This window comes from Lachnospira eligens (assembly GCF_009680455.1).
Classification (GTDB): Bacteria; Bacillota; Clostridia; order Lachnospirales; family Lachnospiraceae; genus Lachnospira; species Lachnospira eligens_A.
In genome coordinates this window covers 179,063-205,334 of sequence record NZ_WKRD01000007.1, presented here as the reverse complement: position 1 = coordinate 205,334, position 26,272 = coordinate 179,063, and the positions used below count along the sequence as shown (strand labels likewise).

27 protein-coding genes are annotated in these 26,272 nt (G+C 36.5%); 4 read left to right on the top strand and 23 right to left on the bottom strand.

Going from position 1 to position 26,272, the window contains the following annotated elements:
- Positions 1-128 precede the first annotated feature (128 nt).
- Positions 129-4,379 (top strand): 2-hydroxyacyl-CoA dehydratase, encoded by a 4,251-nt coding sequence (locus GKE48_RS10615; RefSeq protein WP_022097531.1) that lies wholly within the window; start codon positions 129-131, stop codon positions 4,377-4,379.
- A 68-nt stretch (positions 4,380-4,447) separates the two neighbouring features.
- Complete coding sequence (locus GKE48_RS14960; protein ID WP_022097532.1) at positions 4,448-4,570, top strand: hypothetical protein; 123 nt, start codon at positions 4,448-4,450, stop codon at positions 4,568-4,570.
- A gap of 55 nt (positions 4,571-4,625) precedes the next feature.
- Here the strand turns inward: GKE48_RS14960 and GKE48_RS10610 are convergent, their stop codons facing one another.
- The 19 genes from GKE48_RS10610 to GKE48_RS10520 form a co-directional block, all read right to left on the bottom strand.
- A complete protein-coding gene (locus tag GKE48_RS10610; RefSeq protein ID WP_022097533.1) occupies positions 4,626-5,267 on the bottom strand; it encodes an ATP-binding cassette domain-containing protein in 642 nt (213 codons plus the stop codon).
- A gap of 11 nt (positions 5,268-5,278) precedes the next feature.
- Positions 5,279-6,106, bottom strand: a complete 828-nt coding sequence (locus GKE48_RS10605; RefSeq protein ID WP_022097534.1) for a hypothetical protein — start codon at positions 6,104-6,106, stop codon at positions 5,279-5,281.
- Entirely contained in the window at positions 6,106-6,864 is a 759-nt protein-coding gene (locus GKE48_RS10600; protein WP_022097535.1) for a hypothetical protein, read from the bottom strand. Before GKE48_RS10600 ends, GKE48_RS10605 begins: the two co-directional genes overlap by 1 nt.
- Positions 6,865-6,898: 34 nt before the next feature.
- Positions 6,899-7,438, bottom strand: a complete 540-nt coding sequence (locus GKE48_RS10595) for a hypothetical protein (RefSeq protein WP_022097536.1) — start codon at positions 7,436-7,438, stop codon at positions 6,899-6,901.
- A complete protein-coding gene (locus GKE48_RS10590; protein ID WP_173016920.1) occupies positions 7,425-8,195 on the bottom strand; it encodes a hypothetical protein in 771 nt (256 codons plus the stop codon). Before GKE48_RS10590 ends, GKE48_RS10595 begins: the two co-directional genes overlap by 14 nt.
- Positions 8,196-8,275: 80 nt before the next feature.
- Positions 8,276-9,052: a DUF4352 domain-containing protein gene (locus GKE48_RS10585; RefSeq protein ID WP_022097538.1), complete on the bottom strand. Its 777-nt coding sequence runs from the start codon at positions 9,050-9,052 to the stop codon at positions 8,276-8,278.
- 44 nt (positions 9,053-9,096) lie between these two features.
- Positions 9,097-9,543 (bottom strand): hypothetical protein, encoded by a 447-nt coding sequence (locus GKE48_RS10580; protein WP_154301044.1) that lies wholly within the window; start codon positions 9,541-9,543, stop codon positions 9,097-9,099.
- 182 nt (positions 9,544-9,725) lie between these two features.
- The gene (locus GKE48_RS10575) at positions 9,726-10,850 is read right to left on the bottom strand and encodes a sensor histidine kinase (RefSeq protein ID WP_022097411.1); all 1,125 of its coding nucleotides are present in this window, start codon (positions 10,848-10,850) and stop codon (positions 9,726-9,728) included.
- On the bottom strand, positions 10,843-11,574 hold the full coding sequence (locus GKE48_RS10570; protein WP_022097412.1) for a LytR/AlgR family response regulator transcription factor: 732 nt from the start codon (positions 11,572-11,574) through the stop codon (positions 10,843-10,845). Before GKE48_RS10570 ends, GKE48_RS10575 begins: the two co-directional genes overlap by 8 nt.
- Positions 11,575-11,596: 22 nt before the next feature.
- On the bottom strand, positions 11,597-13,126 hold the full coding sequence (locus tag GKE48_RS10565) for a sodium/proline symporter (RefSeq protein WP_118370380.1): 1,530 nt from the start codon (positions 13,124-13,126) through the stop codon (positions 11,597-11,599).
- Between the two features lie 110 nt (positions 13,127-13,236).
- The gene (locus tag GKE48_RS10560; protein ID WP_022097414.1) at positions 13,237-14,166 is read right to left on the bottom strand and encodes a L,D-transpeptidase; all 930 of its coding nucleotides are present in this window, start codon (positions 14,164-14,166) and stop codon (positions 13,237-13,239) included.
- A gap of 32 nt (positions 14,167-14,198) precedes the next feature.
- Positions 14,199-14,837, bottom strand: coding sequence for a cytidylate kinase-like family protein (locus GKE48_RS10555; protein ID WP_012739382.1), 639 nt, complete (start codon positions 14,835-14,837; stop codon positions 14,199-14,201).
- Between the two features lie 115 nt (positions 14,838-14,952).
- Entirely contained in the window at positions 14,953-15,495 is a 543-nt protein-coding gene (locus GKE48_RS10550) for a DUF8052 family protein (protein WP_022097415.1), read from the bottom strand.
- Entirely contained in the window at positions 15,492-16,424 is a 933-nt protein-coding gene (locus tag GKE48_RS10545) for an RluA family pseudouridine synthase (protein WP_022097416.1), read from the bottom strand. Before GKE48_RS10545 ends, GKE48_RS10550 begins: the two co-directional genes overlap by 4 nt.
- Positions 16,417-16,944 carry a signal peptidase II gene (gene lspA, locus GKE48_RS10540; protein WP_022097417.1) on the bottom strand — a complete coding sequence of 176 codons (528 nt, stop codon included), beginning with the start codon at positions 16,942-16,944 and terminating at the stop codon, positions 16,417-16,419. Before lspA ends, GKE48_RS10545 begins: the two co-directional genes overlap by 8 nt.
- A 23-nt stretch (positions 16,945-16,967) precedes the next feature.
- On the bottom strand, positions 16,968-18,053 hold the full coding sequence (gene aroB, locus GKE48_RS10535) for a 3-dehydroquinate synthase (protein ID WP_022097418.1): 1,086 nt from the start codon (positions 18,051-18,053) through the stop codon (positions 16,968-16,970).
- Positions 18,054-18,118: 65 nt separating this feature from the next.
- Positions 18,119-18,670: a cell division protein SepF gene (locus GKE48_RS10530; protein ID WP_022097419.1), complete on the bottom strand. Its 552-nt coding sequence runs from the start codon at positions 18,668-18,670 to the stop codon at positions 18,119-18,121.
- 56 nt (positions 18,671-18,726) lie between these two features.
- Positions 18,727-19,419, bottom strand: a complete 693-nt coding sequence (locus GKE48_RS10525; protein WP_022097420.1) for a YggS family pyridoxal phosphate-dependent enzyme — start codon at positions 19,417-19,419, stop codon at positions 18,727-18,729.
- Positions 19,420-19,458: 39 nt separating this feature from the next.
- Complete coding sequence (locus GKE48_RS10520; protein WP_022097421.1) at positions 19,459-20,847, bottom strand: biotin/lipoyl attachment domain-containing protein; 1,389 nt, start codon at positions 20,845-20,847, stop codon at positions 19,459-19,461.
- 201 nt (positions 20,848-21,048) lie between these two features.
- Here GKE48_RS10520 and GKE48_RS10515 point away from each other — a divergent pair, with 201 nt between their 5' ends.
- Complete coding sequence (locus GKE48_RS10515) at positions 21,049-21,261, top strand: DUF378 domain-containing protein (RefSeq protein WP_022097422.1); 213 nt, start codon at positions 21,049-21,051, stop codon at positions 21,259-21,261.
- 48 nt (positions 21,262-21,309) lie between these two features.
- Here the strand turns inward: GKE48_RS10515 and coaBC are convergent, their stop codons facing one another.
- The 3 genes from coaBC to mtaB are packed head-to-tail and all read right to left on the bottom strand — an operon-like array spanning position 21,310 to position 24,665.
- Entirely contained in the window at positions 21,310-22,500 is a 1,191-nt protein-coding gene (coaBC, locus tag GKE48_RS10510; protein ID WP_154301043.1) for a bifunctional phosphopantothenoylcysteine decarboxylase/phosphopantothenate--cysteine ligase CoaBC, read from the bottom strand.
- A 30-nt stretch (positions 22,501-22,530) separates the two neighbouring features.
- A complete protein-coding gene (locus GKE48_RS10505) occupies positions 22,531-23,337 on the bottom strand; it encodes a type III pantothenate kinase (RefSeq protein WP_022097424.1) in 807 nt (268 codons plus the stop codon).
- Entirely contained in the window at positions 23,337-24,665 is a 1,329-nt protein-coding gene (mtaB, locus tag GKE48_RS10500) for a tRNA (N(6)-L-threonylcarbamoyladenosine(37)-C(2))-methylthiotransferase MtaB (protein ID WP_022097425.1), read from the bottom strand. Before mtaB ends, GKE48_RS10505 begins: the two co-directional genes overlap by 1 nt.
- A 103-nt stretch (positions 24,666-24,768) precedes the next feature.
- Here mtaB and GKE48_RS10495 point away from each other — a divergent pair, with 103 nt between their 5' ends.
- Positions 24,769-25,002, top strand: coding sequence for an HPr family phosphocarrier protein (locus GKE48_RS10495; RefSeq protein WP_012739394.1), 234 nt, complete (start codon positions 24,769-24,771; stop codon positions 25,000-25,002).
- Between the two features lie 55 nt (positions 25,003-25,057).
- On the opposite strand, the gene thiI is transcribed toward GKE48_RS10495, so the two are convergent.
- The gene (gene thiI / locus GKE48_RS10490; RefSeq protein WP_022097426.1) at positions 25,058-26,239 is read right to left on the bottom strand and encodes a tRNA uracil 4-sulfurtransferase ThiI; all 1,182 of its coding nucleotides are present in this window, start codon (positions 26,237-26,239) and stop codon (positions 25,058-25,060) included.
- Positions 26,240-26,272: the final 33 nt, after the last annotated feature.

Here is a 26,272-nt window from a genome sequence, read left to right as displayed (position 1 = left end):
CATTTTACTCTATAATGCATAGGTTGCATAGAAAATGACATATTCTGCGTTTTTTCGCCAAAGTCACTATGCAATGGGTAACTTTTGTATATTTATTTTAAGGAGGACAGCTACAGCTGTATTAGGTTATGAACAAATTCAAATTAGGTATTGATATTGGATCAACAACTGTAAAAATCGCTGTTTTAGATGATAATAATAATATTTTATTTTCTGATTATGAAAGGCATTTTGCGAATATCCAGGAAACACTCCAGTCACTTCTTGAAAAGGCAGTGGCTGAGCTTGGCGAGTTTGAAGTATATCCTGTTATCACAGGTTCAGGCGGACTTACTCTTGCCAAACATTTAGAAGTACCATTTACACAGGAGGTAGTAGCCGTGTCTACTGCCCTTCAGGATTATGCTCCACAGTGTGATGTTGCAATCGAGCTTGGTGGTGAGGATGCTAAGATTATCTACTTTACTAACGGTATTGACCAGAGAATGAACGGAATATGTGCCGGCGGTACAGGTTCTTTCATTGACCAGATGGCAACTCTGTTACAGACAGACGCAATGGGACTTAATGAATATGCCAAGAACTATAAGTCAATATACCCTATTGCCGCAAGATGTGGTGTATTTGCCAAGACTGATATCCAGCCTCTTATCAATGAAGGTGCAACTAAGGAAGACCTTTCTGCATCTATATTCCAGGCTGTTGTAAACCAGACAATCAGTGGTCTTGCATGTGGTAAACCAATCCGTGGTAATGTTGCATTCTTAGGCGGACCACTTCATTTCTTATCAGAGTTAAGACAGGCATTTATCCGTACATTAAGCTTAGGTCCGGATGAAATCATTGCTCCTGACCATTCACACTTATTTGCTGCTGTTGGTTCAGCAATGAATTACAGTGAAGATGTATGTGTTCCTGTAGAAGACATTATCGCAAGACTTAAAGGAAAGATTAAGCTTGAGTTCGAGGTTGAACGTATGGAACCTCTTTTTGAGAACCAGTTTGCATATGATGAATTCACAAAGCGTCACAGCTCTCATCATGTTAAGACTGCTGATATCGCATCTTACAAGGGCAACTGCTATCTCGGAATCGATGCGGGTTCAACAACAACCAAGGTTGCTTTAGTTGATGAAGACGGTAATCTTCTTTACTCATTCTACTCAAGCAATAACGGTTCACCACTTGCTACAACAATTAAAGCTATTAAAGAGATATATACACTGCTTCCACCAGAAGCCAAGATTGTACAGTCATGTTCAACAGGTTACGGTGAAGCACTTATCAAGTCGGCTCTTATGTTAGATGAGGGTGAAGTTGAGACAGTGTCACATTTCTACGCTGCTGCATTCTTTGACCCTGAAGTAGACTGTATCATCGATATCGGTGGACAGGATATGAAATGTATCAAGATTAAGAACCAGACTGTAGATTCAGTACAGCTTAACGAAGCATGTTCATCAGGATGTGGTTCATTCATAGAAACATTTGCAAAATCCCTCAACTTCACAGTTCAGGACTTTGCCAAGGCTGCTTTATTTGCAAACCATCCTATTGACTTAGGAACACGTTGTACAGTATTCATGAATTCCAAGGTTAAGCAGGCTCAGAAGGAAGGTGCTGAAGTTGCAGATATCTCTGCCGGACTTGCTTATTCTGTTATTAAAAATGCTTTATACAAGGTTATCAAGATTTCTGACCCTGATGATTTAGGTAAGCATATCGTTGTTCAGGGTGGTACATTCTACAACGACGCAGTTCTTAGAAGTTTTGAGAAGATTACAGGCGTTCAGGCAATCAGACCTGATATCGCTGGTATAATGGGCGCTTTTGGTGCTGCCCTTATTGCAAGAGAAAGATATGACGGTATATCAGAATCATCTATGCTTTCTATAGATAAGATTAACTCTCTTACATATGAAACAAAGCTTACAAGATGTAAGGGATGTACTAACAGCTGTCATCTTACAATCAATAAATTCTCTGGCGGCAGACAGTTTATTACAGGTAACAGATGTGAACGTGGACTTGGTAAAGAGAAGAACAAGGAAAAGCTTCCTAACCTTTTCGATTATAAGTTCCACAGACTCTTTGACTATGAGCCTCTTTCAGAAGAAAAGGCTACAAGAGGTACTGTAGGTATTCCAAGAGTTCTTAACATGTATGAGAACTATCCGTTCTGGTATACATTTTTCACAAAACTTGGATACAGGGTTGTACTCTCACCTCAGTCAAGCCACAAGCTTTACGAATTAGGTATTGAGTCAATTCCATCAGAGTCAGAGTGTTATCCTGCAAAGCTTGCACATGGTCATATCATGTGGCTTATTAAGCAGGGAGTTAAATTCATCTTCTATCCATGTGTACCTTATGAGCATAATGAATACGAAGGCACTAATAACCATTATAACTGCCCTATCGTTACTTCTTATGCCGAGAACATTAAGAATAATGTAGAAGAACTTAAAACGGAGAATATAGATTTCAGAAATCCTTTCATGTCATTTGAAAGTGAGGAGAAGATATCAAAAAGACTCGTTGAGGAATTCTCATCATACATTCCTGCCGCAGAGATTAAGTCTGCTGTCAAAGCCGGATGGGATGAAATGATGGCTTGCAGACAGGATGTCAGAAATAAAGGTGAAGAAGTAATCGCTTACCTTAACGAAACCGGAAAGCGCGGTATTGTACTTGCCGGCCGTCCTTACCATGTTGACCCTGAAGTAAACCACGGTATTCCTGAACTTATTAATTCATACGGACTTGCAGTACTTACAGAGGACAGTGTTGCACATTTAGGAACAGTTGAAAGACCTCTTATCATTCTTGACCAGTGGATGTATCATTCAAGACTTTACGCTGCTGCTAACTATGTAAAGACTGTAGATAATCTCGACCTTATCCAGCTCAATTCATTTGGATGCGGTCTTGATGCCGTTACTACTGACGCTGTCAACGATATACTTACTAAGTCTGGAAAGATATATACAGTACTTAAGATTGATGAGGTTAATAACCTTGGCGCTGCAAGAATCAGAGTACGTTCACTAATCGCTGCTTTAAGAGTCCGTGAACAGAAGAATTACCAGAGAAAGATTCAGTCATCTGCCTACCACAGAGTACAGTTTACTGAAGATATGAGAAAGAATTACACAATTCTCTGCCCTCAGATGTCACCAATACATTTTGACATATTAGGTCCTGCCCTTAATTCATGTGGCTACAATATTGAAGTCCTTGAGAACGACAACAAGTCATCAGTAGATGTAGGTCTTAAATATGTTAATAACGACGCATGCTACCCTTCACTTATGGTAGTCGGACAGATTATGAACGCCCTTCTTTCAGGCAAATACGACCTTTCAAGAACTGCTGTGATTATGTCACAGACAGGTGGTGGATGCCGTGCTTCCAACTATATCGGATTCATCAGAAGAGCACTCATAAAGGCTGGTATTCCAGATGTTCCTGTAATCTCACTGAGTGCACAGGGACTTGAATCTAATCCAGGCTTCAGCTATGACATACCAATGCTTAAGAAAGCTATGATGGCTGTTGAATATGGTGATATATTCATGAATGTTGTATACCGTACAAGACCTTACGAGGCAGTTCCTGGTTCAGTTAATGCACTTCATGAAAAATGGAAGAAGGTCTGCATTGAGCAACTTACTAAAAATAAGGTTCATATGAAAGAGTTCAATAAGAACCTCCGTGCTATTGTTAAGGATTTTGATAATATTCCGCTTAAGGATATCAAGAAGCCTAGAGTTGGTGTTGTTGGAGAGATTCTTGTTAAGTTCATGCCTGCTGCTAACAACCACATTATTGAGTTACTTGAGGCAGAAGGTGCTGAGGCTGTTATGCCTGACCTTATGGGATTCCTTCTCTACTGTATGCAGAATTCAACATATAAGCATGAATTATTAAAGACACCTAAGAAAGGGGCTATTCTTTCAAGTACACTTATAAAGATACTTGAAACCTTCAGAAAGGCTGGAACCAAAGCACTTGCAGAAAGCAAGAGATTCGATGCTCCATCTAAGATTAGTGAGACAGCCAATTACGCTAAAGACTTCGTATCACTTGGCAACCAGACTGGTGAAGGCTGGCTTCTTACCGGTGAAATGATTGAGCTTATCCATCATGGTGTAGGCAATATCGTATGCTGTCAGCCATTTGCATGTCTGCCTAACCACATTGTAGGAAAGGGAGTTATCAAAGAGCTTCGTGCAGCATATCCTGAAGCTAACATAATTGCTGTAGATTATGATCCAGGTGCTTCCGAAGTTAACCAGTTAAACAGAATCAAGCTTATGCTTTCAACTGCTAACAAAAACCTTGCTAAAGAAGAAAAAGAATCTAAAAAAGATGCTTAATTGCTTGTACATATTATAAAACCGATATATAATGGATATAATAAATATGTTCGAAGAGGTGTGATATTATGAATTTTATGTTATTCATCGGACCAATTATAGGTGTTGCAGTTGCTATTATAGCTGCTGTGGTTATCATATCAGTTGTAGCCGCTGCTGTTGCACAGAAAGATATTAACGACGAAGATTAAGAAAAAGTTCCTGCAGTCTTATATTTTTAAATATCTGCTGCAGGAACTTTTTTTCTTATTTTTTCTCTTTCTTTGGCTGTATTCTGCCCTCTGCTATCTCTATAATCTCGTCTGATAAGAATTCCAGTTCATCAGCATCATGGCAGGCAATAATAATTAACGCACCTCTCTGCTTGTGCTTTAAAAGAATCTGCCTTACCTGCTCAGTTCCTGAATCATCAAGCGCGTTAATAGGTTCATCAAGAATAATAATATCCGGATCTTCCATTATCGCAGCCGCTATACCCAGTCTTTGTTTCATACCGAGTGAATATTTCTTGAATGTTCTCTTATCATCCGGTTCAAGCCCAACCTCCGTAAGTGTCTGCCTTATCTTATCGTCATCAATCCGTTCTCTGATAGAAGCCAGCGTCTTTAAATTCTCAAATCCTGTATAATTACTGATAAATGAAGGATTCTCTATAAGAATTCCTATGCTTGGAGGAAACATTTCATCTTTTCCTAATATCTTCCCATCAATATCAACTGTTCCTGTAACCTTGATAAGACCTGCTATTGCACGCATAAGCATTGTCTTACCACTTCCATTCTTTCCCCTGAAACCATATATCTTTCCAGATTCCATTCTAAGGCTGACATCATCAAGAATATCAATGCCTTTAATTTTCTTAGATACATTTTTCAATTCAATATACATACTTACTCCTCCTACAGAAAATCTCTTTTTCTTGAATATATAATTCCAGCAGCCATAATCCCCACATCTATCCCCAGCATTAATAACGCTCCAAGATACCATCTGTCATAAACATGCGGGATTCTGTACATCATCATATAATTATAGAAGCCAAACCACTTCATATAACATATGCTGAATATGAATAACAACAGATTAATAATAAATCCAAATATAGAGTTAAACACATATGAAACCAGCAGAATTATAATACATGCAGTAATTAAGCTAAGCGTACACAGAACCATAAGTAACACAACATTGGTATTGCAGCTTATATCTTCACTTCCAAGTATGAGTTTTATGTTCTCTCTGGCGGTAAAATGCATCCTCAGACTGAACTTATTTCCTAGAACTGCAAAGCCACTGACTGCAAATGTTACAATTATCAGAACCATATATACAAGTGCAGCTAATACTGCGATAATATATTTACTGACCCACCAGTACACTGGTGAACGCGAGGCAATCATTATGCTCCTGCTTAACGCACTCCTGTCCGAATTAATATAATACGCAACAATAAAAAGCAGAAATAAAAGGACAAATATCTCAAGCACCGGAATATCCATCGCCAGATTTCTTTCGGGATAGAACTCTTTAGCTCCTTTAAAGAAATCCATAAGGCTGTCGCCTAACGACACTGCTGCTATCCTCCCCTTATTGATTGATTTGTTCATATTAGCAAAGAATATTAAAGCCTGCATTAAAGAATACACTGCAAATGCTATGTATAATTTCCATGCAATATTCCAAAACCTTTTCAGGTCTGCCTTAAATACATTAATAAAACATCTCATTAGTTCTTAAGCATGTCCTTTCTATAAAACCTGAATGTCAGATAACTTACTGCTGCACACACCGCCCAGATAATAACAGGCAGTACTATATTGTTAAATACAGATATTCCATATATGTACATGTCCGTCTGATACATCACAAATCTGTCAAACAGCCCTGTTTTACCTATACTTAAAAATAATACATTAAAATATATTATGATAAAACTCCACACAGCCGATCTTGTAATCCAGTAAAGCAGACATAAAAGCACATAAACAATCTGAAGTCTTAAGATATCCAGTAATAACATGAGGACTATTACCGCAAATGTATTCTCATATGCCAGTTCATGATAAGGTATCCATGTTTTAGCTAAACTTCCTGTAATATTCCAGTTGCATCCAAAAACTGCCCCTTCTCTTAACCCTGTCAGCATTATAATCAGACAATTAACCACTGGAATAAGCAAAGTTATTAATATGCCTCTTTTAATGCAGTCTCTCCACATTTTTCCCATTAACTGGTAAAGAACAATTCTATTCGAAGTTATATTTCTTTTAATAATTACAATAGATACAAAAGATACATATATCATCTCGAATAATCCCATGAAAGAAATCGTCTTCCAATCAAATACGGCAAGATAATAATCTGACATGCATGCGTTCACATTCCAGAACACTTTATACATTTTAGAAAGCGTACTAATGAATATAATAACCGGTATCAAATATATCAGTGCAAAACACAGCTTTTTCCACGTTCTGTTTCCCATAAATTCACCTCTTATCAAATACAAGCTTTCTCATTCATTTATTAAATACTATCCTTTGTCTGTACGGATAATAGGAATATACAAATGTAACCGTTGACGAATCTATCTTATCAAATAATTTATAATCCAACTGACTTGGTCCAATATACGCATGTAAGCCAACTTCCAGTTCCTCTCCTGGCATAACTGTTACAGTCATCTTATCTGGTTCCTGCAATGTAACACCATTTCGTGCATGAAGTTTTTCAATCACCATATTCCCTGATGGATAATATGTAATTATATCTTCTGTTGTATTTTTCAGTAAAATATTAAGTACCACAACTCTGCTTTTATCCGCTTTTTCCCCTTGAATATTCTTATATCTTGACGAAATTTCAGAATATTCTTCCATGGTATACACTTTATAATTAACCGGTTTAATTATCAATCCATCTAAATCAGCTGGATTATCGCTTGTATATGTAATAACTTTGGCATTTGGAAACAAGACATTTATTCTTATTATCATTCCAATGCATGTAATTAATATCACAAGGATAATTGTCAGAATCCCCCATTTATATCGCTTCATTGTTTCTTCCCTTCCTGAAAAAAATATACGCACTGATTAGAGTAATCACAATCGGTTCACAGATAAAAGGAATTAGTTCTATATCATACAAAAGATGCGAAGGTGCCATTAAAACATTTGGATTAAAAGTAATCAATCCAAACAATCTTCTACATAATGTTGATATCACTCCCAATCCAAAAAAAGCTACGAAAGGGCTTAACATAACAAGAAATGAATTATCAAAAAAATATGAAAATGCAAGTGCTATAACAGAAAAAGCTCCGCCATATATAAAAAACTGAACCATATATATAGCAACATATACAAATGCATTATCATAATATAATCTTGACAATATAGTCATTCCCGCCCCTATAAACATACCGTTCTCAATCGGTTTCAATGCTGGTATAAACATCATTGTCATAATCAGATTCAGAAATACCGGGATAAATACTATCATTCCACCTGTAACATATGTCGTAATAAACTTTGCCAGATGTACTTTATTTTTGTCAATTCTGCAATAATACTGCAATATGTACTGATTCTTGTTATCTTTTGAAAATGTATGACAATATGGTAACGATGCCAATAAAATACACACATATAAATATGACGTAGCAAATGGCTCATATCCCATCCAGTTTCCAATCCATGAATTAAATACAGAAAAAGGATATGATGCAGCACTTCCGTCAAACGCATATAAAATATCCATATGTGGAACAGCTTCATTTATAAAAGCCCCCGTTACCAGTATAATTCCAATCATCAAGCTTATATAAAACAATTTACTTTTAAAAACTCTCCTAAATTCTATTAAAAGTAATTTTTTTGTTACTTTCATATTCATTATTCTTTATCCTCTATATTTAATTCTATAAGATTTCCCGTATACAATCTCGGGTCATCATTATAACCAAAAGAGCCTGTCATATAATATGTGTAACCACTATTATATTTTGCCTTAAAACATATCCACATATCCATTTCTTCACCGGGATTAACTGCCACTCTTCCTGCAACCTTTTCTTCTGAATCCGGTAAAAGCCATAGCTCTTTACTTTCAATTAAATAACTTCCATAACTTACAAGTTTATCATTCTTTTTTACATATAATGATGTGCTCATATTTAATTTGGTTGATGACCTTCCATTATATTTAATATTGAGTTTTACCCAGATAAATCTATACTCTTTATCTGTTAAATAGCCATTATCATCAACATTTCTAATCTTTTTCAGATAGTCCATCATTCCTTCGGTATACTCATCATTTACAAGTTCATATGCATAGTCACGATATGTTGTGGCAATTACATCTGTAACTTTATATTCACAATCTCCATTTGTAAATGTTTCATTCATTTTCATAAACTTAAGCATGCTTGCTTTACTTTGCAGATATAAAATATTTTCTTCTGTATCTTCAACGTAATCTGTATTTGTCGGTTTTTCTTCGTGATACTGTGTTATTGCCTCTCCATTTTGTTCTGTCTCATATTCATATCTGTAAGCATATGTTTTCGTTTCAACTATATTCTTAGCGTCCTCTATGGACTGCGTTGTGCATCCGCACAACGCAGTCATTAAGAAAAAGCTAGGAATAATTTTCTTTACTTTGCTCATTATATTATTAGTCCTTCCTTTTATTAGCTGTACAACTTATAAAATTAATCTAAAATATCCGGCCACCAAAATCCGCCAAAGCATGTACCATATTCTGTATCAATATTTTCACCGGTCAGCCTTATACATGCTCTGTCATAACCATTTTCCACAACCCAGTTTGACATGTCTTTTGTTTCCCCCTCTGAAAATGAATACTGTAAGCCATGTGACGCATCTCTTGTACTTCCATCTTTTTCAGAATATACTTTTGCGTAATAATATGAATTATAACAATCTGAATATTCACAGTACATTCTAACTGAAGATGTTGTGTTTTTAGCCTCAGGATTTGTATATCTTTCCTGACCATCATAATTAAAAGCAAATCCCCATCCTTTTGCCACCTGTCCAGCATTAGAAGTAACTGGTACAATATACATTCCAACAATCATAAACATCGCAATAAAAATAAATACATTCTTTACAAGTTTTTTTCTTCTTGTTTTCATAATAATAAACCTCCATAACATTTGTTTGTACAGCTAATTATATAGTATTGCACTATCTTCCCCATTTCAACATCAATGTCGTGAACGACAGCAACTTTGTCGTGAACGACCATGGTGACTATAAGTATAGTTGCAAAAAGCCGGAACAGAAGGATTAATCCAACTGTTCCGGCTCTGTTTCATTACCATCTTATTTCACAACAGAACATATTACCTTCCTCATGGTAATCGCATGTTCCATTATTCTTCTTTACAAGCTTCTTGATAATCTGTGTTCCAAGACCATGTGATTTCTTGTCCTGCTTACTTGTATGAAGCTCTTTATTATCATTTAATACTGACTTCGATATATAATTCTCTACAGTTATAATCATATCATTGCCATTCCATACAGAACGGATTTCTATTTCCCTGTTACACGGTTCTTCTTTAAGTTCAGCCTCTATTGCGTTGTCTAACACATTTCCCATAATTGTGTACAGGTCGTTGCCATGCATAGGCTTTAATGTCTTATGAAGACCTGTCGTTATTATTATATCTTCACTCTTGGCATATTCAATCTTATTATTAATAACCGTATTGAATATCGGATTATCTGTATGAATATATTCCTTGGTTTTCTCAAGACTTATACTGTACTGCTTAAGAAAATCCTTAGCTTCCTCATATCTTTCCTGTGAAAGCAGACCATATATAACCTGAAGCTGATTATTCATATCATGCCTTACAGTTCTTACCTGCTTATCCATTGCCTGAACATTTTTAAGATAATCCTCACCTGACTCTATTACATTTCTTAAATGTTCTGCCTCTTGTCCCTTGTAATTCTCCTGATAGAGCCTTACAAGCGTTCTATAGAATATAATTGCAAGCACCAGACTTAACACTATAATGTTCATAATCAGCATGACATCGTTGCCGCCATCAGAAATTCCTAATCTGATTAACAGATATATATTAAAACATAATACCAAAACATATGCTGCTATATTAATTATATCTATCTTCGTAAAACTGCCATGTCTGATTGTTTTAAATGTATTCACAAGTGCAATCAATGTCATATATATAACTATAACAGTGAACTCATACATTCCCGTTTTATATATAATAAGATTAACATTTACAATATATATCACGCCATAAGTAATAGCTGCTATAGCAATGACAACCAGTGCCGATACCACATACGCTGCTTTAGCAATATAGCCGTTCAGTACCAGATATATCTCTCTTACAAGTATTACTCCTATACATATCATTATTGCCATTCTGATATTAACAATATTTAACAATATATCATTCATATGTCTGTCTGTTGTGCCTGTACTGCATATATCCCTTCATAAATGTATCTTTATAGCTTCTTCCAAGTTTGAGAGTTTCACCATCAATCATAATAATCTCATTAGTACTCTGGTTGATTCTTGAAATATACCTGTAATTAATCATATATTTTTTATGAGCCCTTACTATATCCGTACCTGTTATATCCTGTCCGAATTCCATCATATTCTTCCTGATTACATAGGAATTCCCATCAGCCGTATGTACTGTAAGATAATGGTCCTCACTGTGAACATAGGTTATATCACCTGAATTAATATTGATAATTCCATCTTTATCATCAAGAACAATCGTCTTTTCATAACCATCAATGGCGATTAGCTTCTTAACGACTCTCTGTACATAAGTCTCATATCTTGACTTTCTGATAAAATAGAACGGAGTATAATCAAATGTATCATATACAACATCTTCATGCGAAGTAACGAATATAATCTTAGTCCTGTATCCTGATTTTCCAATAGCCTCAGCCACAGCAAATCCATCCATCGGCTCCATGTTAATGTCCAGGAGTACTGCTTTATACATTTTATTCTTTAGAGCTTCCAGTAACTGCACGCCTGTGTCATAGTAATCTATGATTACATCATTCCTGCCTGCTTTCATGAACTCATTCTTCAATGAAACTGTCAGCTTGTCTGCCATATTCTTATCATCATCACATATTGCGATTGTATATCCCATATATAAAGCACCTTCTCTATAGTTATTTGCTCATATTCTTAACTTCTTCAAACTTGTCCATAACTTCCTGCGAAGGCTTTCCTGTAGCAAGACTTACAACAATAATAACTACTGTTGCAAATATAAATGCTGGTAAAAGCTCATATACTGCGAATATTCCACCAAGCTTAGCAATACCGAATTTCCATATAAATATCATTGCACCGCCAGCAATCATGCCCGATATAATTCCATACTTATTGGCTCTCTTCCAGAAAAGTGAGCAGAGAACCACAGGACCGAATGCCGCACCGAAACCTGCCCATGCAAATGAAACAATCTTAAATACTGAGCTTGTAGGATCAAGTGCAAAGAATATTGATATAACTGATATAACAACAACTGTAAGTCTTGCAACAAGCATTGATGTCTTCTTAGACATATTAATATGTAACACCTCAACCGCAAGGTTCTGTGATATAGCAGATGAAGCTGCAAGAAGCTGTGAATCTGCTGTTGACATGGTAGCTGCAAGAATACCTGCAAGGATAATTCCTGCTATAAATGCTGCTACAGGGTTAAATGTTGAAAGATAATGTGATATCTTAACAATAATTGTCTCTGATTCGCTTCCTGTTAAAGTATCAATAATACCAGATTTAGAAAGTGTAAGACCGATTACACCGATACCTGTTGCAACAATAAGTGATATGAATACCCATACAGTAGCAATTCTTCTTGAAATCTTTAACTTGTTCTCATCTTCAATAGCCATGAATCTTAAAAGGATATGTGGCATTCCGAAATATCCGAGTCCCCATGCAAGTGTTGAAACAATCTTAAAGAATCCATAATCACCTGATGTATTAGTCTCTGCAATATGTGTATGGAACATATCAAGATATCCTGGAAGTGCCTTGGCATTATCAAGTACAACTCCCATTCCTCCTGCCTGTACAATTCCAAATATAACTACTACAGCAAGTGCGAATGTCATAATAATACTCTGCACAAGGTCAGATGTGCTTGCTGCAAGGAATCCTCCCATAGTACAGTAAAGTACGATAACAACAGCACTGACAATCATTGCTGTATGATAATTAAAGCCTAAAAGGCTGTTAAACAGCTTTCCGCAGGCAGCAAAGCCTGATGCTGTATATGGTATAAAGAATATTACAATAAGTGCTGCAGATATTAATGTAATTACATGCTTGTCATCCCCGAATCTCTTAGAGAAATAATCAGGAAGTGTTATTGCCTGATAACCATGTGAATATAATCTTATCTTCTTGGCAACAATAAGCCAGTTAAGGTAAGTACCAAGTGCAAGACCAATTGCTGTCCATGTTGCGTCAGCAAGACCTGTAAGGTATGCCAGTCCCGGAACACCCATAAGCAGGTAACTGCTCATGTCTGACGCTTCTGCACTCATTGCAGTAACAACAGGTCCTAACTTTCTTCCACCAAGATAGAAGTCTCCTACATCACTGTTCTTCTTAGAACAGATTACACCTATCCACACTACCATTCCCAGGTAAAGTATAATTGCTGCTAAAATAATAATGTTTGACATAAAATAATCCCTTTTCCTTTCATAAATACACGAATGTACCTATTATAGCATACATTCGGCTTTATAAAAAGCGAAAAGGGATTAAATGTTATTATAAATGTGTTGTTAAATTACTCTGACACGGTCTTGTCATACGGCTTCTGTGCCTCTGATGACTGGGCAGTAGTCTCCTGCTGACTGACAGTTGTCGGCTGTGTCTCTCGAGAATCATTCTTCTGTGTCTGTGCCTCAGTCTCCTGAGGTCTGTCATCATTCGTGACAGCTTCTGTTTCAGCCTGTGTCTGATTGTATTGTGAAACGTTATTATTCTGTATATTACTGCTGCCATTCACATTATCTGTCGGGTCTCTATATGCATTATCAGCTATTCTGTTTATATCTTCAACCTTAATATCAGAACTTATATCAAAATTCTCAACTATCTCAACAGTTGTCTTCGCACCACAATTCTCATATATCCACTTGGCATTGGCACATGTCATAAGTATTGAACCTTCCGACACATTCTGACCTATGGCATTGTATGACTTTGGATTAAGATTATTATCACTCTGGCTGTAATATGTTGCGGTACTTAGATACTCAGCATTATCAAGTCTTGAAGAGTATCTGACATAATATATATCTGTAATCTTACGCCATAAAGATTTCTCTGATATAGCCGTCTTGGCAGGAGCAACTTTAGGTCCTAGAGCCACTTTAAAAGCCTTAACAGGAATAGAGAATTCTTTATTGTCATCAAGCTGATAAACAACCAGCGTATGCTTCGCTATGCTTATTCTGATATAATATGACTGGTTCTTTGCAATTGTCTGTGTCTGTGTATCCGTCTCTGATGAATCAGTTTCACCAGTGGTCTCTTCCTGTGATACATTATCAGCATTCTTATTGCTGTTATGCATACTGATAACAGTTCTTAACACAAACAGCAGTCCAAGAACCATTACAACAAGTATAACAAGGTATACGATTGAATTAGTTCCCTTAAACCATCTCTTAATATCAAACTTCTTCGTTCTCTTATAGCCATTAAAATCCATAACTTACCAACCGTGTATATATTAAAAGTGAATTAAATATCTTTGCCCATGTTCTTCTCTTTTAATTCAATAAACTTAAGTATCATATCAATTGCGCCATCTATTCCTACAAGTCCACTGTCTATACAGAGGTTGTAGCTCTTAGCTTCTCCCCACTTCTTGCTTGAGTAGTAATTGTAATAGCTTGCTCTTCTCTTATCCGTCTTCTGGATAAGATCTGCAGCCTTAGAATCATTAAGTTCATAGATTCTCTTAATTCTCTGTACTCTCTCATCAAGACTTGCCTTGATAAATACACTTACTGCATATGGATTATCTTCCAATGCATAATCAGCACATCTTCCTACAATAACACATGATTCTCTCTCTGCAAGTTTCTTGATAGCATCAAACTGTGCAAGGAAAACCTTGTGATTAATAGGCATATCCACATATGAATTAGTATATCCCAGTGAATATGTATCCATTACAAGAGAATAAAGGAAACTGTTAGTAGGCTTCTCGTCCTGAGATGCGAAAAGTTCTTCACAAAGTCCACTCTCCTTAGCTGCAAGTTCAAGCAGTTCCTTGTCGTAGCACTTTATCCCCAGCTTCTCTGCCAGTTTCATGCCTATCTCATGTCCACCGCTTCCAAATTCTCGTCCGATAGTAATAACTGTTCTCTCATCCATAGTTCCTACCTCCTGGTTTCAATTGTATACGAAATACTTTAGATATATTATACATTATTTCTGTGGTAAAATCTACATATTAAGCATAATTAAATTAATCTTTAATAATTATTAATTACTCTTCATAATGGTCTATATGCAAGAGTATCTCTGTAAGAAATTCTGCTATCTTAGTTCCAGCCTTATTAGATATCACACTGTATCTGCTCGGTGTAACACAAGCCAGTCTGATATTAGAAAAACCTCTTGCACCAAACATATAATTCTTACTATAATTCTTAGATTTAAGTGCCTTCTCAACATCAGGAAGCACCTGGTTTCTTGTGATTATTATAAATGATATATGTGTATACATATGATTCTTAGCCGGCAGCTTTCCGTCACCTCTTACAAAATGCGGTTCAATCTTATTGACAGCAAAATCATATAAATCATCAAGCTCTTTCATGCCAAGCGTATCACAATTAATGAAAAACAGATGCTCATAGCATTTTGAGTCCCATAACTTGGCATCATCTGTTGTAGAAAATCTGTCTTTCTTATTATAGCTGTAAGCATATATAACAAACTTTCTACCTTCAAACCAGTAATTATGGTATATATCAAATGTATCTGAAATACTGTTCAATATCATATCTATAAATTCCCTTCGTCTCAATTGCTACCTCCATTTCTTAAATCCTTAAGCAGCTTCTCAAAATATTCGGGCAATGGTGCTTTGAACTCCATATATTCACCTGTTGACGGGTGTATAAATCCAAGAACACCCGCATGTAGTGTCTGTCCCTGCAGCTTATATCCACTCCTGGCATGACAATACACATCATCTCCAAGTATCGGATGTCCTATACTTGCCATATGTACTCTTATCTGATGAGTTCTGCCTGTCTCTAACTGACATTCTATAAAACTGTATTTGTCAAAATTCTCAAGTACACGGTAATGTGTAACAGCACGTTTTCCATTCTTTCTGTCAACCGCCATCATCTTGCGGTCCTTTGGATTACGCCCTATAGGTGCATCCACTGTGCCTTCTTCCTCTTTAAAGCGGTTATGGACAATGCAATAATACTTTCTTGTTATTGAATGGACAGCAAGCTGTGCAGCAATATCATTATGTGCCTTGTCATTCTTACATGCAACAATAACACCCGTGGTATTCATATCTATTCTGTGTACTATTCCAGGACGCATAACGCCATTAATTCCTGACAGATTATCCCTGCAATGATACATAAGTGCATTGACAACTGTTCCTGTATAATGTCCTGCAGCCGGATGTACAACCATTCCCTTCGGTTTATCTATCAGTATCACATCATCATCTTCATATATTATATTCAGAGGTATGTTTTCCGGAAGTATCTGTGGCACAATAAGTTCAGGAATTGTTATTGTGATATGTTCCGTTCCATTAAGCTTATAGTTAGACTTGACACATTTGTCATCAACCGTAATATCTCCATCATCTAACAGCTTCTGTATGCGTGACCTTGACACATCTTCTAACTCCTGCGACAGATATTTATCTATTCTTGTCCCCTTATCCTCTGGTTCAGCAATTAAATTCTGCACTGAATCACTCATTATTATCACCCTTCTTCGATAACCTTAAGAATTCGAAATCATCTTCTTTATAGACAAAAAGAATAAGAATTATAAGCAGCGCAACTGAAACAGTAACATAGCAGTCTGCCACATTGAATACCGGAAAATTAATAAGCTTGAAATATATAAAATCCCTTACGTATCCGAATCTTACCCTGTCAATAAAGTTTCCTACTGCACCAGATACAAGTAATGTACATGTTATAAGAAGTGGCATATACTTTCTTGTTGCAGGAAGATTAATAATTACATAAGTTACTATAAGCATAACTATAACTGTAAACACAAGAAACAGATTAATCTTACCGCTTAGCATTCCCCATGCTGCACCTGAATTTCTAAGATAAGAGAATACGAAAGCATCGCCTATTATCTTAAAATCCGGTTTTCCTAAAAGCCTCGCTTCTGCAAGTGCTTTGGTAATCTGGTCTAATTCAGTCAGAACAACAATTCCTATAATATAAAATAACAAATTGAATATTTTCTTTTTATTATTCACTTTCGGCCTCCGTTATTAAACATTTATCTTATTACACCTTCAAGTGCTCTTCTCATCTGGTCATCAGTTATATCTCTGTCAATATAAGCATCTCCGACTGACTTAAGAAGAATGAACTTAACCTTGCCAGCATCCATCTTCTTGTCATTCTTGGATACCGCAACAACATCATCAATCTTAATTCCTGTGACATGGTCAGGGAATTCATATAATGCAAATGTTTTAAGAGCATCATCTCTTTCATTTGCAGTTATAGTTCCAAGCTCGACACATATATTGAGTGCTGCTATCATTCCAAGCACAACACACTCTCCATGATAAAGTGAGAAGTTCATCTCTTTCTCAATGGCATGTCCTAATGTATGTCCGAAATTAAGCAGTGCTCTTTCACCTTTCTCCTTAGGGTCATTCTCAACAACCTCTCTCTTGATATTACAGCTCACATATATCATATGTTCAAGTGCATCTGGATCTAGTGCCTTAATTCTGTCTGCATTGTCCTTAAGCCAGTTGTAATATTCCTTGTCTTTAATAAGACCATGCTTAATAATCTCACCAAATCCAGAATTAAAAAGTCTCTTACTGAGTGACTTAAGCACTGACATGTTCATATATACAAGCTTTGGCTGGTGGAATGCTCCAACCATATTCTTATATGCCCTGAAATCAACGCCTGTCTTGCCGCCAATACTTGAATCAACCTGTGCAAGAAGTGATGTAGGAACCTGTATGAATTTAATTCCTCTAAGATATGTTGCCGCAGAAAATCCGGTAAGGTCGCCAACAACTCCTCCGCCAAGTGCTACAAGGCAGTCATTCCTGTCAAAATGATTCTCTATAAGATATTCATATACATCCTGTACTGTGTCAAGAGTCTTATTCTCTTCTCCTGCTGCAAATGTATACACATATACTGTATTGCCTGTTTTTTCAAGCTCATTCTTTACCTGTTCTGCATATAAAGGACCTACATTGCTGTCTGTCACAATACATAACTTTCTCCCTGTTATTTCAAGCTTATTAAAGGCTTCTGAAAGTCCCCCGAATCCACTTTCAATCACAATATCGTATGCTGGTTTACCTTCGCACTTTACATTAATACACTTCATAACATTCTCCCTTATCCTTATACTTAAACAGCCACCCATTATATGTGGGTGGCTGTGAAGATCAATTAAAATCTGTTTTCATTCTTGTTAAATGATGAAAGATCAATTCCTCCTGTTACTATCTCAGGAATATCACCCGAAATATCTACATTAGGTGGAGTCACCAGGAAAATATAATTAGTTATCTTCTGAAGGTTACCCCTTATTGCATATGTAGAACCAGCAGAATAATCTATTATTCTCTGTGCTATCTCAACATGGATTCCTTCAAGGTTAAGCACAACTGCCTTACCTGTAAGAAGTGTATCAGTTATCTCCTTAGCATCTTCCATAGATTCTGGTCTTATTACAACAACTTCAAGTCCTCTTGGAGACTGTGTCTTCATAGGAACAACCTTAGACTTGGAAGCAAATCTTGGCTTCTCTGCTGTATATGAAACATCTTCGTCTGCTACTGTATCTTTCTTGGTATTCCTTCCAAAAAGATTCTTTCTTTCTGATGGTTTCTCATCATCGTAGTCATCACCGAAATCATCATCGTAATCTTCGTAATCGTCATCAAAATCATCATCGTCATGCATCTTAAACATATTAGTTAAACCGTCTAACATTCCCATTATAAACACTCTCCTATATCTAATAATCTGACTTTCTTTAGTATCCCCAAAACATATTAATGTGAATAGTCCCTGGCTCCAAATATCGCTGTTCCAACCCTTACATGAGTTGCCCCTTCTTCTACAGCAACAGTATAATCGTTAGTCATCCCCATGGACAAAACATTCATGTATACATTATCTATGTTTTTGTTATTGATGTCAACCAGTAATTGCTTTAATTCTCTAAAATACTTCCTGTTATCTTCAGGATTTTCAACAAATGGTGCACTTGTCATGAATCCTCTTATCTTAATTCCCGGAAGCACTCCTATTTTCTTCACAAATTCTTCCGCTTCTTCACATGTTACACCGAACTTGTTCTCTTCTCCTGCAACATTAACTTCAATAAGAATATCCTGTATAAGGCCTTTCTTTACTGCTTCATCACTTATTGCAACGGCAAGTCTTTCTGAATCAACTGAATGAATCAATGCAGCTCGTCCTACAACATATTTTACCTTGTTTCTCTGCAGATGTCCTATCATATGCCATGTTATATCCTTAGGAAGTGTATCTGCCTTGTCCACCATCTCCTGAACATAATTCTCTCCAAACTGTCTTATTCCACAGTCATATACTTCCATAAGCATATCCTTGGGCTTGGTCTTGCTTACTGCAACAAGACACACATCTTCTGGATTTCTTCCTGATTTCTCACATGCTTTCTTAATATGCTCTTCTACTTCAATAAGATTATCCTTTAACATAATGCCTCCTGAATGTCATTAATCTGATATGCATAAGCTTTAATATATCATCTCATTCTCTGAATACTTGTCTGCATCCAGAATTATTCTGTCATATATTGACACACCATGACTAAGTGACTGTTTTAATATGTAATATTCATTATTGCCATCTATTACTTCTACAAGCTTAAATACTGTATATCCTGTATTAACACAATACACACCTCTAAGCTTTTCAACCGGTCCTACAACGAACCTGTCACTTGAATCCATCCTGATTATTCCAGTGCCGGCTGCCAGTTCTGTCTTCTTAATATACACAGCCTCATCATTTGACTTATATATATCAACAGCCTTAAATACCTGATTCAGCTTACCATCTGAATCGCTCTGTTCTACAAGGAATCCATAATCACCCTTTTCACCATTAGTTATGAGGTATTCTTTAGGTATCTTATAGAATTCGTTCTCGGTTACCGCCGATACCGGAACCTTGATTCCTGACTTTCCTGACACAATTATCTCAATCTCAAGGAATCTCTCTGTAGCATATCTTATCATATATTTTGATAATGTTATCTCACCATATGAGTTCTTACCATCATTAACTATCTTGAATGGAAATGTGCCTGTAATATTATCCTTGGTAAACTTAATTGATAATGTATCCTTAGATGAAAGAGAATACTTGTCTATATCTGACTGTGTAACTGGAAACATAAGTGTCCAGTTCTCACTTGTAATAAGCTTATATGCAGGATCTGAGGCTGTAATAAGCTTTTCTGACTTAAGACTCTGCTTATCATATGATTTTTTCTTAAAGTCAACACTGCCAATTGTTTCCTCGGTAACTCCTTCATAACCATCAACCGAATAAACAACTATACCCGGTTTATCTGACTTTGCAGTCTTAAAAAGGTCCTGACTTCCTGTGCTTGCTACAATTGAATCAAGATTGGCCATAATATTCTCATTAATAGACTGTAGTACAGTTGCATTAAGATCTGACTTGAGATCATAAACTGCACTGAATCCACTGTCTGCATACTCAGTCTTGTAATTAGTAAGTGTATTCTTAATGACTGTAAGATTCTCATCTGAAAGTGCATTGCCATCTCCTGATGTATACTGTGCAAGTATATCTGAAACTCTTCCTGTCTCATCAACCGTATACACTGTATCACCGGTCATAACTCTTGTTCCCTCTCGCTGATAATAGTTAATATCACCAGAATATGAGGAATTATAGACTTCTTCCTGTCTTAAGGCAACTGCTGTAAATGAAGCATTATTCATTAGTGAACCCACTTCAACTTCATATGTCTGTACCTTTGCTTTTGAAACATATATAACTATAAAGCACACAATATATACCAGCACTATTCCAAATATAATTGCTGCTGCTTTCGGCTTTCTTCTGTATCTGACTACTTTCTTTCCCGCCATGATAAACCTCATTATTTCCGCACTTTATCTGTGCTGATTCACAAACACTGTAATTGTAGCATTTTAGACAGTATGATACAAGGTTTAAAGTCGTCAAGTTTACACTTTTTCTCAATAAAATCCATATTTTACCAGTATGATTTATCTTACATTTTCCATACTAATTTCAAAACCAAATCCGCTATTTTAAGGAGGCATTTTATGAATTCTAAACCTATAGACTACATTGCTCTTACAATTGCCATTGTAGGAACGCTTAACTGGGGACTTATCGGTTTCCTCAACTTTAATCTTGTGCATTTTATATTCAGATCAGTTATGGTTGACCGTATAATCTACGCACTTGTAGGTCTTTCTGGCTTATATCTTTTAAGTACTTACGGAAGAATCAAGGCACTTGGCGAAGATATGTAGCAAAACAGGCTGCCTGTTAACCGGCAGCCTGTTTTTATTTTTTTATTATTATCTTGCTTTCATTATTCTGTCAAGAAGTGCGTCAGCAACCTCTTCCTTACTCATCATAGGAAGCTCCTCGACTGCGTCTTTAGTAATAACAGTAACCACATTGGTATCTGTTCCAAATCCGGCTCCTGCCACTTTGACATTATTAGCCACTATCATATCAAGATTCTTCTTTGTAAGCTTCACCTTGGAATTGTCAAGCATATGCTCTGTTTCCATTGAGAATCCGCACAGAAACAATCCATCTCTTTTATTGCTTCCAAGTGTGCCTATTATGTCTTTAGTCCGCTCAAGAGGAATTGACATATCACCATCTTTTTTCTTAATCTTTTCTTCACTTACATCAGACGGTCTGTAATCTGCAACTGCTGCTGCCTTGATTATTATATCTGCGTCTTTAGCACTCTTAATTACTGCATTATACATATCCTCTGCTGAAACAATATCCACCATCTTAACAAATGGCACCGGCTCAAGGCTTACTTTTCCTGATATAAGTGTTACATCCGCTCCACGAAGCATTGCCATCTTAGCAATTGCATATCCCATTTTTCCAGTGGAATTATTAGATAAGAATCTTACAGGGTCTAACTTCTCTCTTGTAGGTCCTGCAGTAACTGTAAGCTTAATTCCGGCCATATCTTTATCTTTAGCTATTGTCCTTAAGATGTAATTAAGAAGAACCTGCTCCGATGGCATCTTTCCCGCACCTGTATCTCCACATGCAAGATAACCGCTGTCAGGCTGGATAATTTCATATCCATAATGCTCTAATTTCTTAAGATTATCCTGTACTATAGGATTAGTGAACATATTAGTGTTCATCGCAGGTGATATAAGCTTTGGACATTTGCATGCCATAATTGTTGTAGTCAGCATATCGTCTGCTATCCCATTTGCAATCTTTCCTATTACATCTGCCGAAGCAGGTGCTACAAGGAATATATCAGCCAGCTTTGCAAGGCTGACATGCTCAACATTAAACTGGAAGTTTCTGTCAAATGTATCAACTAAGCACTTGTTTCCTGTAAGTGTCTCAAATGTTATCGGATTAATAAAATTGCATGCATTCTCAGTCATTATAACATGCACATTGGCATGCTTCTTTACAAGCATACTTGCAAGATTAGCAATCTTATATGCTGCTATACTGCCTGTTACTCCAAGAACAACTGTCTTTCCCTTAAGCATATTATCTCCTCCCGCCTATTCAGCCACTTTCTAGACATTTTTATCATAAATGTATTTCAAACCTCTTATAAGAAGTGCAGGGTCTGTCTCAATTCTGTTTCTGCAGAATGGAATTATAACCTTACTAAGCCCCCCTGTTGCCACAAGCTTTGCAGCAGGCTTTCCGTTCTTTCCGAATCCACAGCAATCTATTATTCTATCTATAATTCCGTCTATACTTCCTGCATGTCCGTATATAAGACCGCTCTTCATACAGTCAACCGTATTCTTTCCAACCGGTCCTTTTGGTGCATCAAAGCTGATTCTTGGAAGCTGCGCAGTTCTTGATGAAAGTGAATTCATTGAAACACCTGCTCCCGGAAGAATTGCACCACCTATATAATTACCATTCTCATCAACTGCGCTTATAGTAGTTGCAGTACCTATATCAACTATAATAACAGGTGCGCCATAATCATGTGTCGCTGCAACTGCATCAACTATTAAATCACTTCCCACCTGCTTCGGCTGGTCCATAAGAATGTTAAGCCCCGTCTTTACTCCAGGTCCTACAACCAGAGGCTCTATATCTACAACCTTTTCAACAGCAGCTTTAATTACATTAACAAGCTGTGGAACAACTGACGATATAATTGCACCATTAATATCCTCTGATTTTATATTATAGATTTCAAGAACATTTTTAAAACTGATGGCATACTCCAGCTCTGTCTTTGAAAGGTCTGTACTCAGCCTTTCCTCAAATATTACTTTATCATCATCAACACAGCCAATAACTATATTAGTATTGCCCATATCTATAGCTAATATTGTTCCTTTAGTATTCTTTCTTGACATTAATTATACCTCGCTAATATAGTAACCCCGTCACAGATAAGCTTATCAGCCATACATTCATATATATCATTAACAGGATTATCCTTAAACTCATCAGCGGCTATTGCCACTCTTATATAGTTCTTTGTATATCCTGTATAATATGACCTGCCATCTATTTCTGTCAATTCTTCTATAAGAACTTCGAGCCTTTTTCCGATATACATCTTTCTGTATTCAAGTGACTGTGCCTTCTCTAACGCAAGCAGAACTGCACTTCTTTCTGACTTAACAGTGTCTGCTACCTGCTCCTTCATCTTGTCAGCAACAGTTCCCTTTCTTCTTGAATATTTGAATATATGCATTTCGTAAAAATGTACTTTCTCAAGGAACTTGCGTGTCTCAAGGAAATCTTCCTCTGTCTCGCCCGGAAATCCCACGATTACATCAGTAGTTATTGCCGGATTATCAAACACTTCTCTTAACTTTACGCAGCCCTCATAATACTCTTCTGTATTATATTTTCTGTTCATTGCCTTTAATGTCTTGTCGCATCCACTCTGTAATGATAAGTGAAAATGTGGACATATCTTTTCTAATCTGGCAATCCTTTTTGCAAATTCTTCTGTAATTATTCTTGGTTCAAGCGAACCTAAACGTATTCTTTTAATTCCTTCAATCTCATGGATTGCCTCTATAAGTTCTATAAGACTTATATTCTCAAGGTCTGTTCCATAAGATGATATATGAATTCCTGTAAGAACAACCTCCTTAACACCTGTAGCTGCAAGCGTCTTAACCTCATTTACTATATCTTCAGGCTTACGGCTTCTTACCCTGCCTCTTACGTATGGTATTATGCAGTAAGAACAGAACTGGTTGCATCCGTCCTGAATCTTAATATACGCTCTTGTGTGTTCCCCTGTCTGGTTAATCTTAAGCGATTCATACTCCTGATACTTGTCATTAATATCAACAAGATAGCTTGTTTTATCCGAACCGCCAAAATAATCATTTAATGCTTCAACAATACTTATCTTCATATTATTGCCAAGAATGATATCAACACATTCATCCTTTTTAACTCCGTCAGGGTCTGCCTGCACATAACAGCCAGCAGCAACAACAACCGCCTCCGGATTCATCTTCTTTGCCTTATGCAGCATCTGTCTTGATTTTCTGTCAGCAATATTAGTCACTGAACATGTATTAATTATATATATATCAGCCTGAACATCTTCACTGAAAGGCACTATCTCATACCCCTCATCCCTAAGCATTATCTCCATTGATTCTGCCTCATAGGAATTAACCTTACAGCCCAGACTGTGTATAGCAACTTTTTTCAATTTAATCCTCATTTCCTGTTAATTTTTGTTACATTTCTTTATTGACATAGGTTTAACAAATAGATATTATAGTTTATAGAAAAACATTTAAGGAGGTATTCTAATGAAAACTGTAAAGATTTCATTAAATTCAATCGACAAAGTAAAATCTTTTGTCAACGATATCACTAAATTCGATGTTGACTTTGATCTTGTTTCTGGCAGATATGTAATTGATGCCAAGTCTATAATGGGTATATTCAGTCTTGATCTTTCTAAGCCAATTGACCTGAACATTCATGCAGACAATGATATTGATACAATCCTTGCCGTATTAAAGCCATACATCGTTGAGTAATGATGTGTAAGAACATATAAACCGCTTTATCTGTTACAGATAAAGCGGTTTTATTTTATTCAATTACAATTTTTTCTGTTGTCTCAATTGCTGTCTTGTAAAGCTCCTCAATAACTCCGTCAAGGTTAGTCTCATGCTGCTTGATAACATTAAGATTAGGCTTGGTTACAGGGTGCTTTGCAACGAATATTGTACAGCAGTCCTCAAATGGCTGTATTGATGTCTCATATGAGCCAATCTTTTCTGATATATCAATAATCTCCTGCTTGTCAAAACCGATAACCGGTCTGAATACAGGCATTGTACACACTTCGTTAGTACAGTAAAGACTTGCCATTGTCTGGCTTGCAACCTGTCCGATACTCTCTCCTGTAACAAGTCCCTGACATCCGCTTGATTTTCCTAAATCTTCAGCAATCTTCATCATATATCTTCTCATAATGATTGTAAGCTCATCATGTGGACATTTCTCATATATAGCCATCTGGATATCTGTGAAATTAACAACATTAAGTGTAATAGGACCTGAATACTTAGATACAATCTTTGCAAGGTCAATTACCTTCTGCTTTGCTCTTTCACTTGTATATGGAGGAGCATGGAAGTATGTTGCTTCAATCTGTACACCTCTTTTGGCAACCATATATCCTGCAACAGGGCTGTCAATACCGCCTGATAATAAAAGCATAGCCTTTCCTGCTGTTCCGATTGGCATTCCGCCAGGACCCGGAACCTCGATAGAGTAAATATTGATTACATCTCCTCTTATCTCAACCTGTAAAAGAACCTCAGGCTTATGCACGTCAACCTTCATCTCTGGGAATGCATCAAGAATTCTTCCACCAAGTTCCATATTAATCTCCATTGAGTTCATTGGATAATTCTTTCTTGTTCTTCTTGCATTAACCTTGAATGTAAGATTCTTATTCTTATATGCCTTATCAAGATAATTGATAACCTGATTAGCAAGGTCATCAAAACCGTTATCTTCAATCTGAACTACAGGACAGATTCCAACTATACCAAATACTCTTGTAAGGCTCTCAATTACCTCATCATAATCATAGTCCGAAAGTGCATTAACATAGATTCTTCCATCTGCTCTTCTTACATCAAATTCTCCCTCAACATCTTTAAGTGAGAACTTAATCTGTCTTACAAGGGCATCCTCAAAGATGAATCTGTTCTTTCCTTTAACGCCTATTTCTCCATACTTTATCAAAAATGCTTTATACATCGTTTTCCGCCTTTCCTTTGCATATCAAGATTT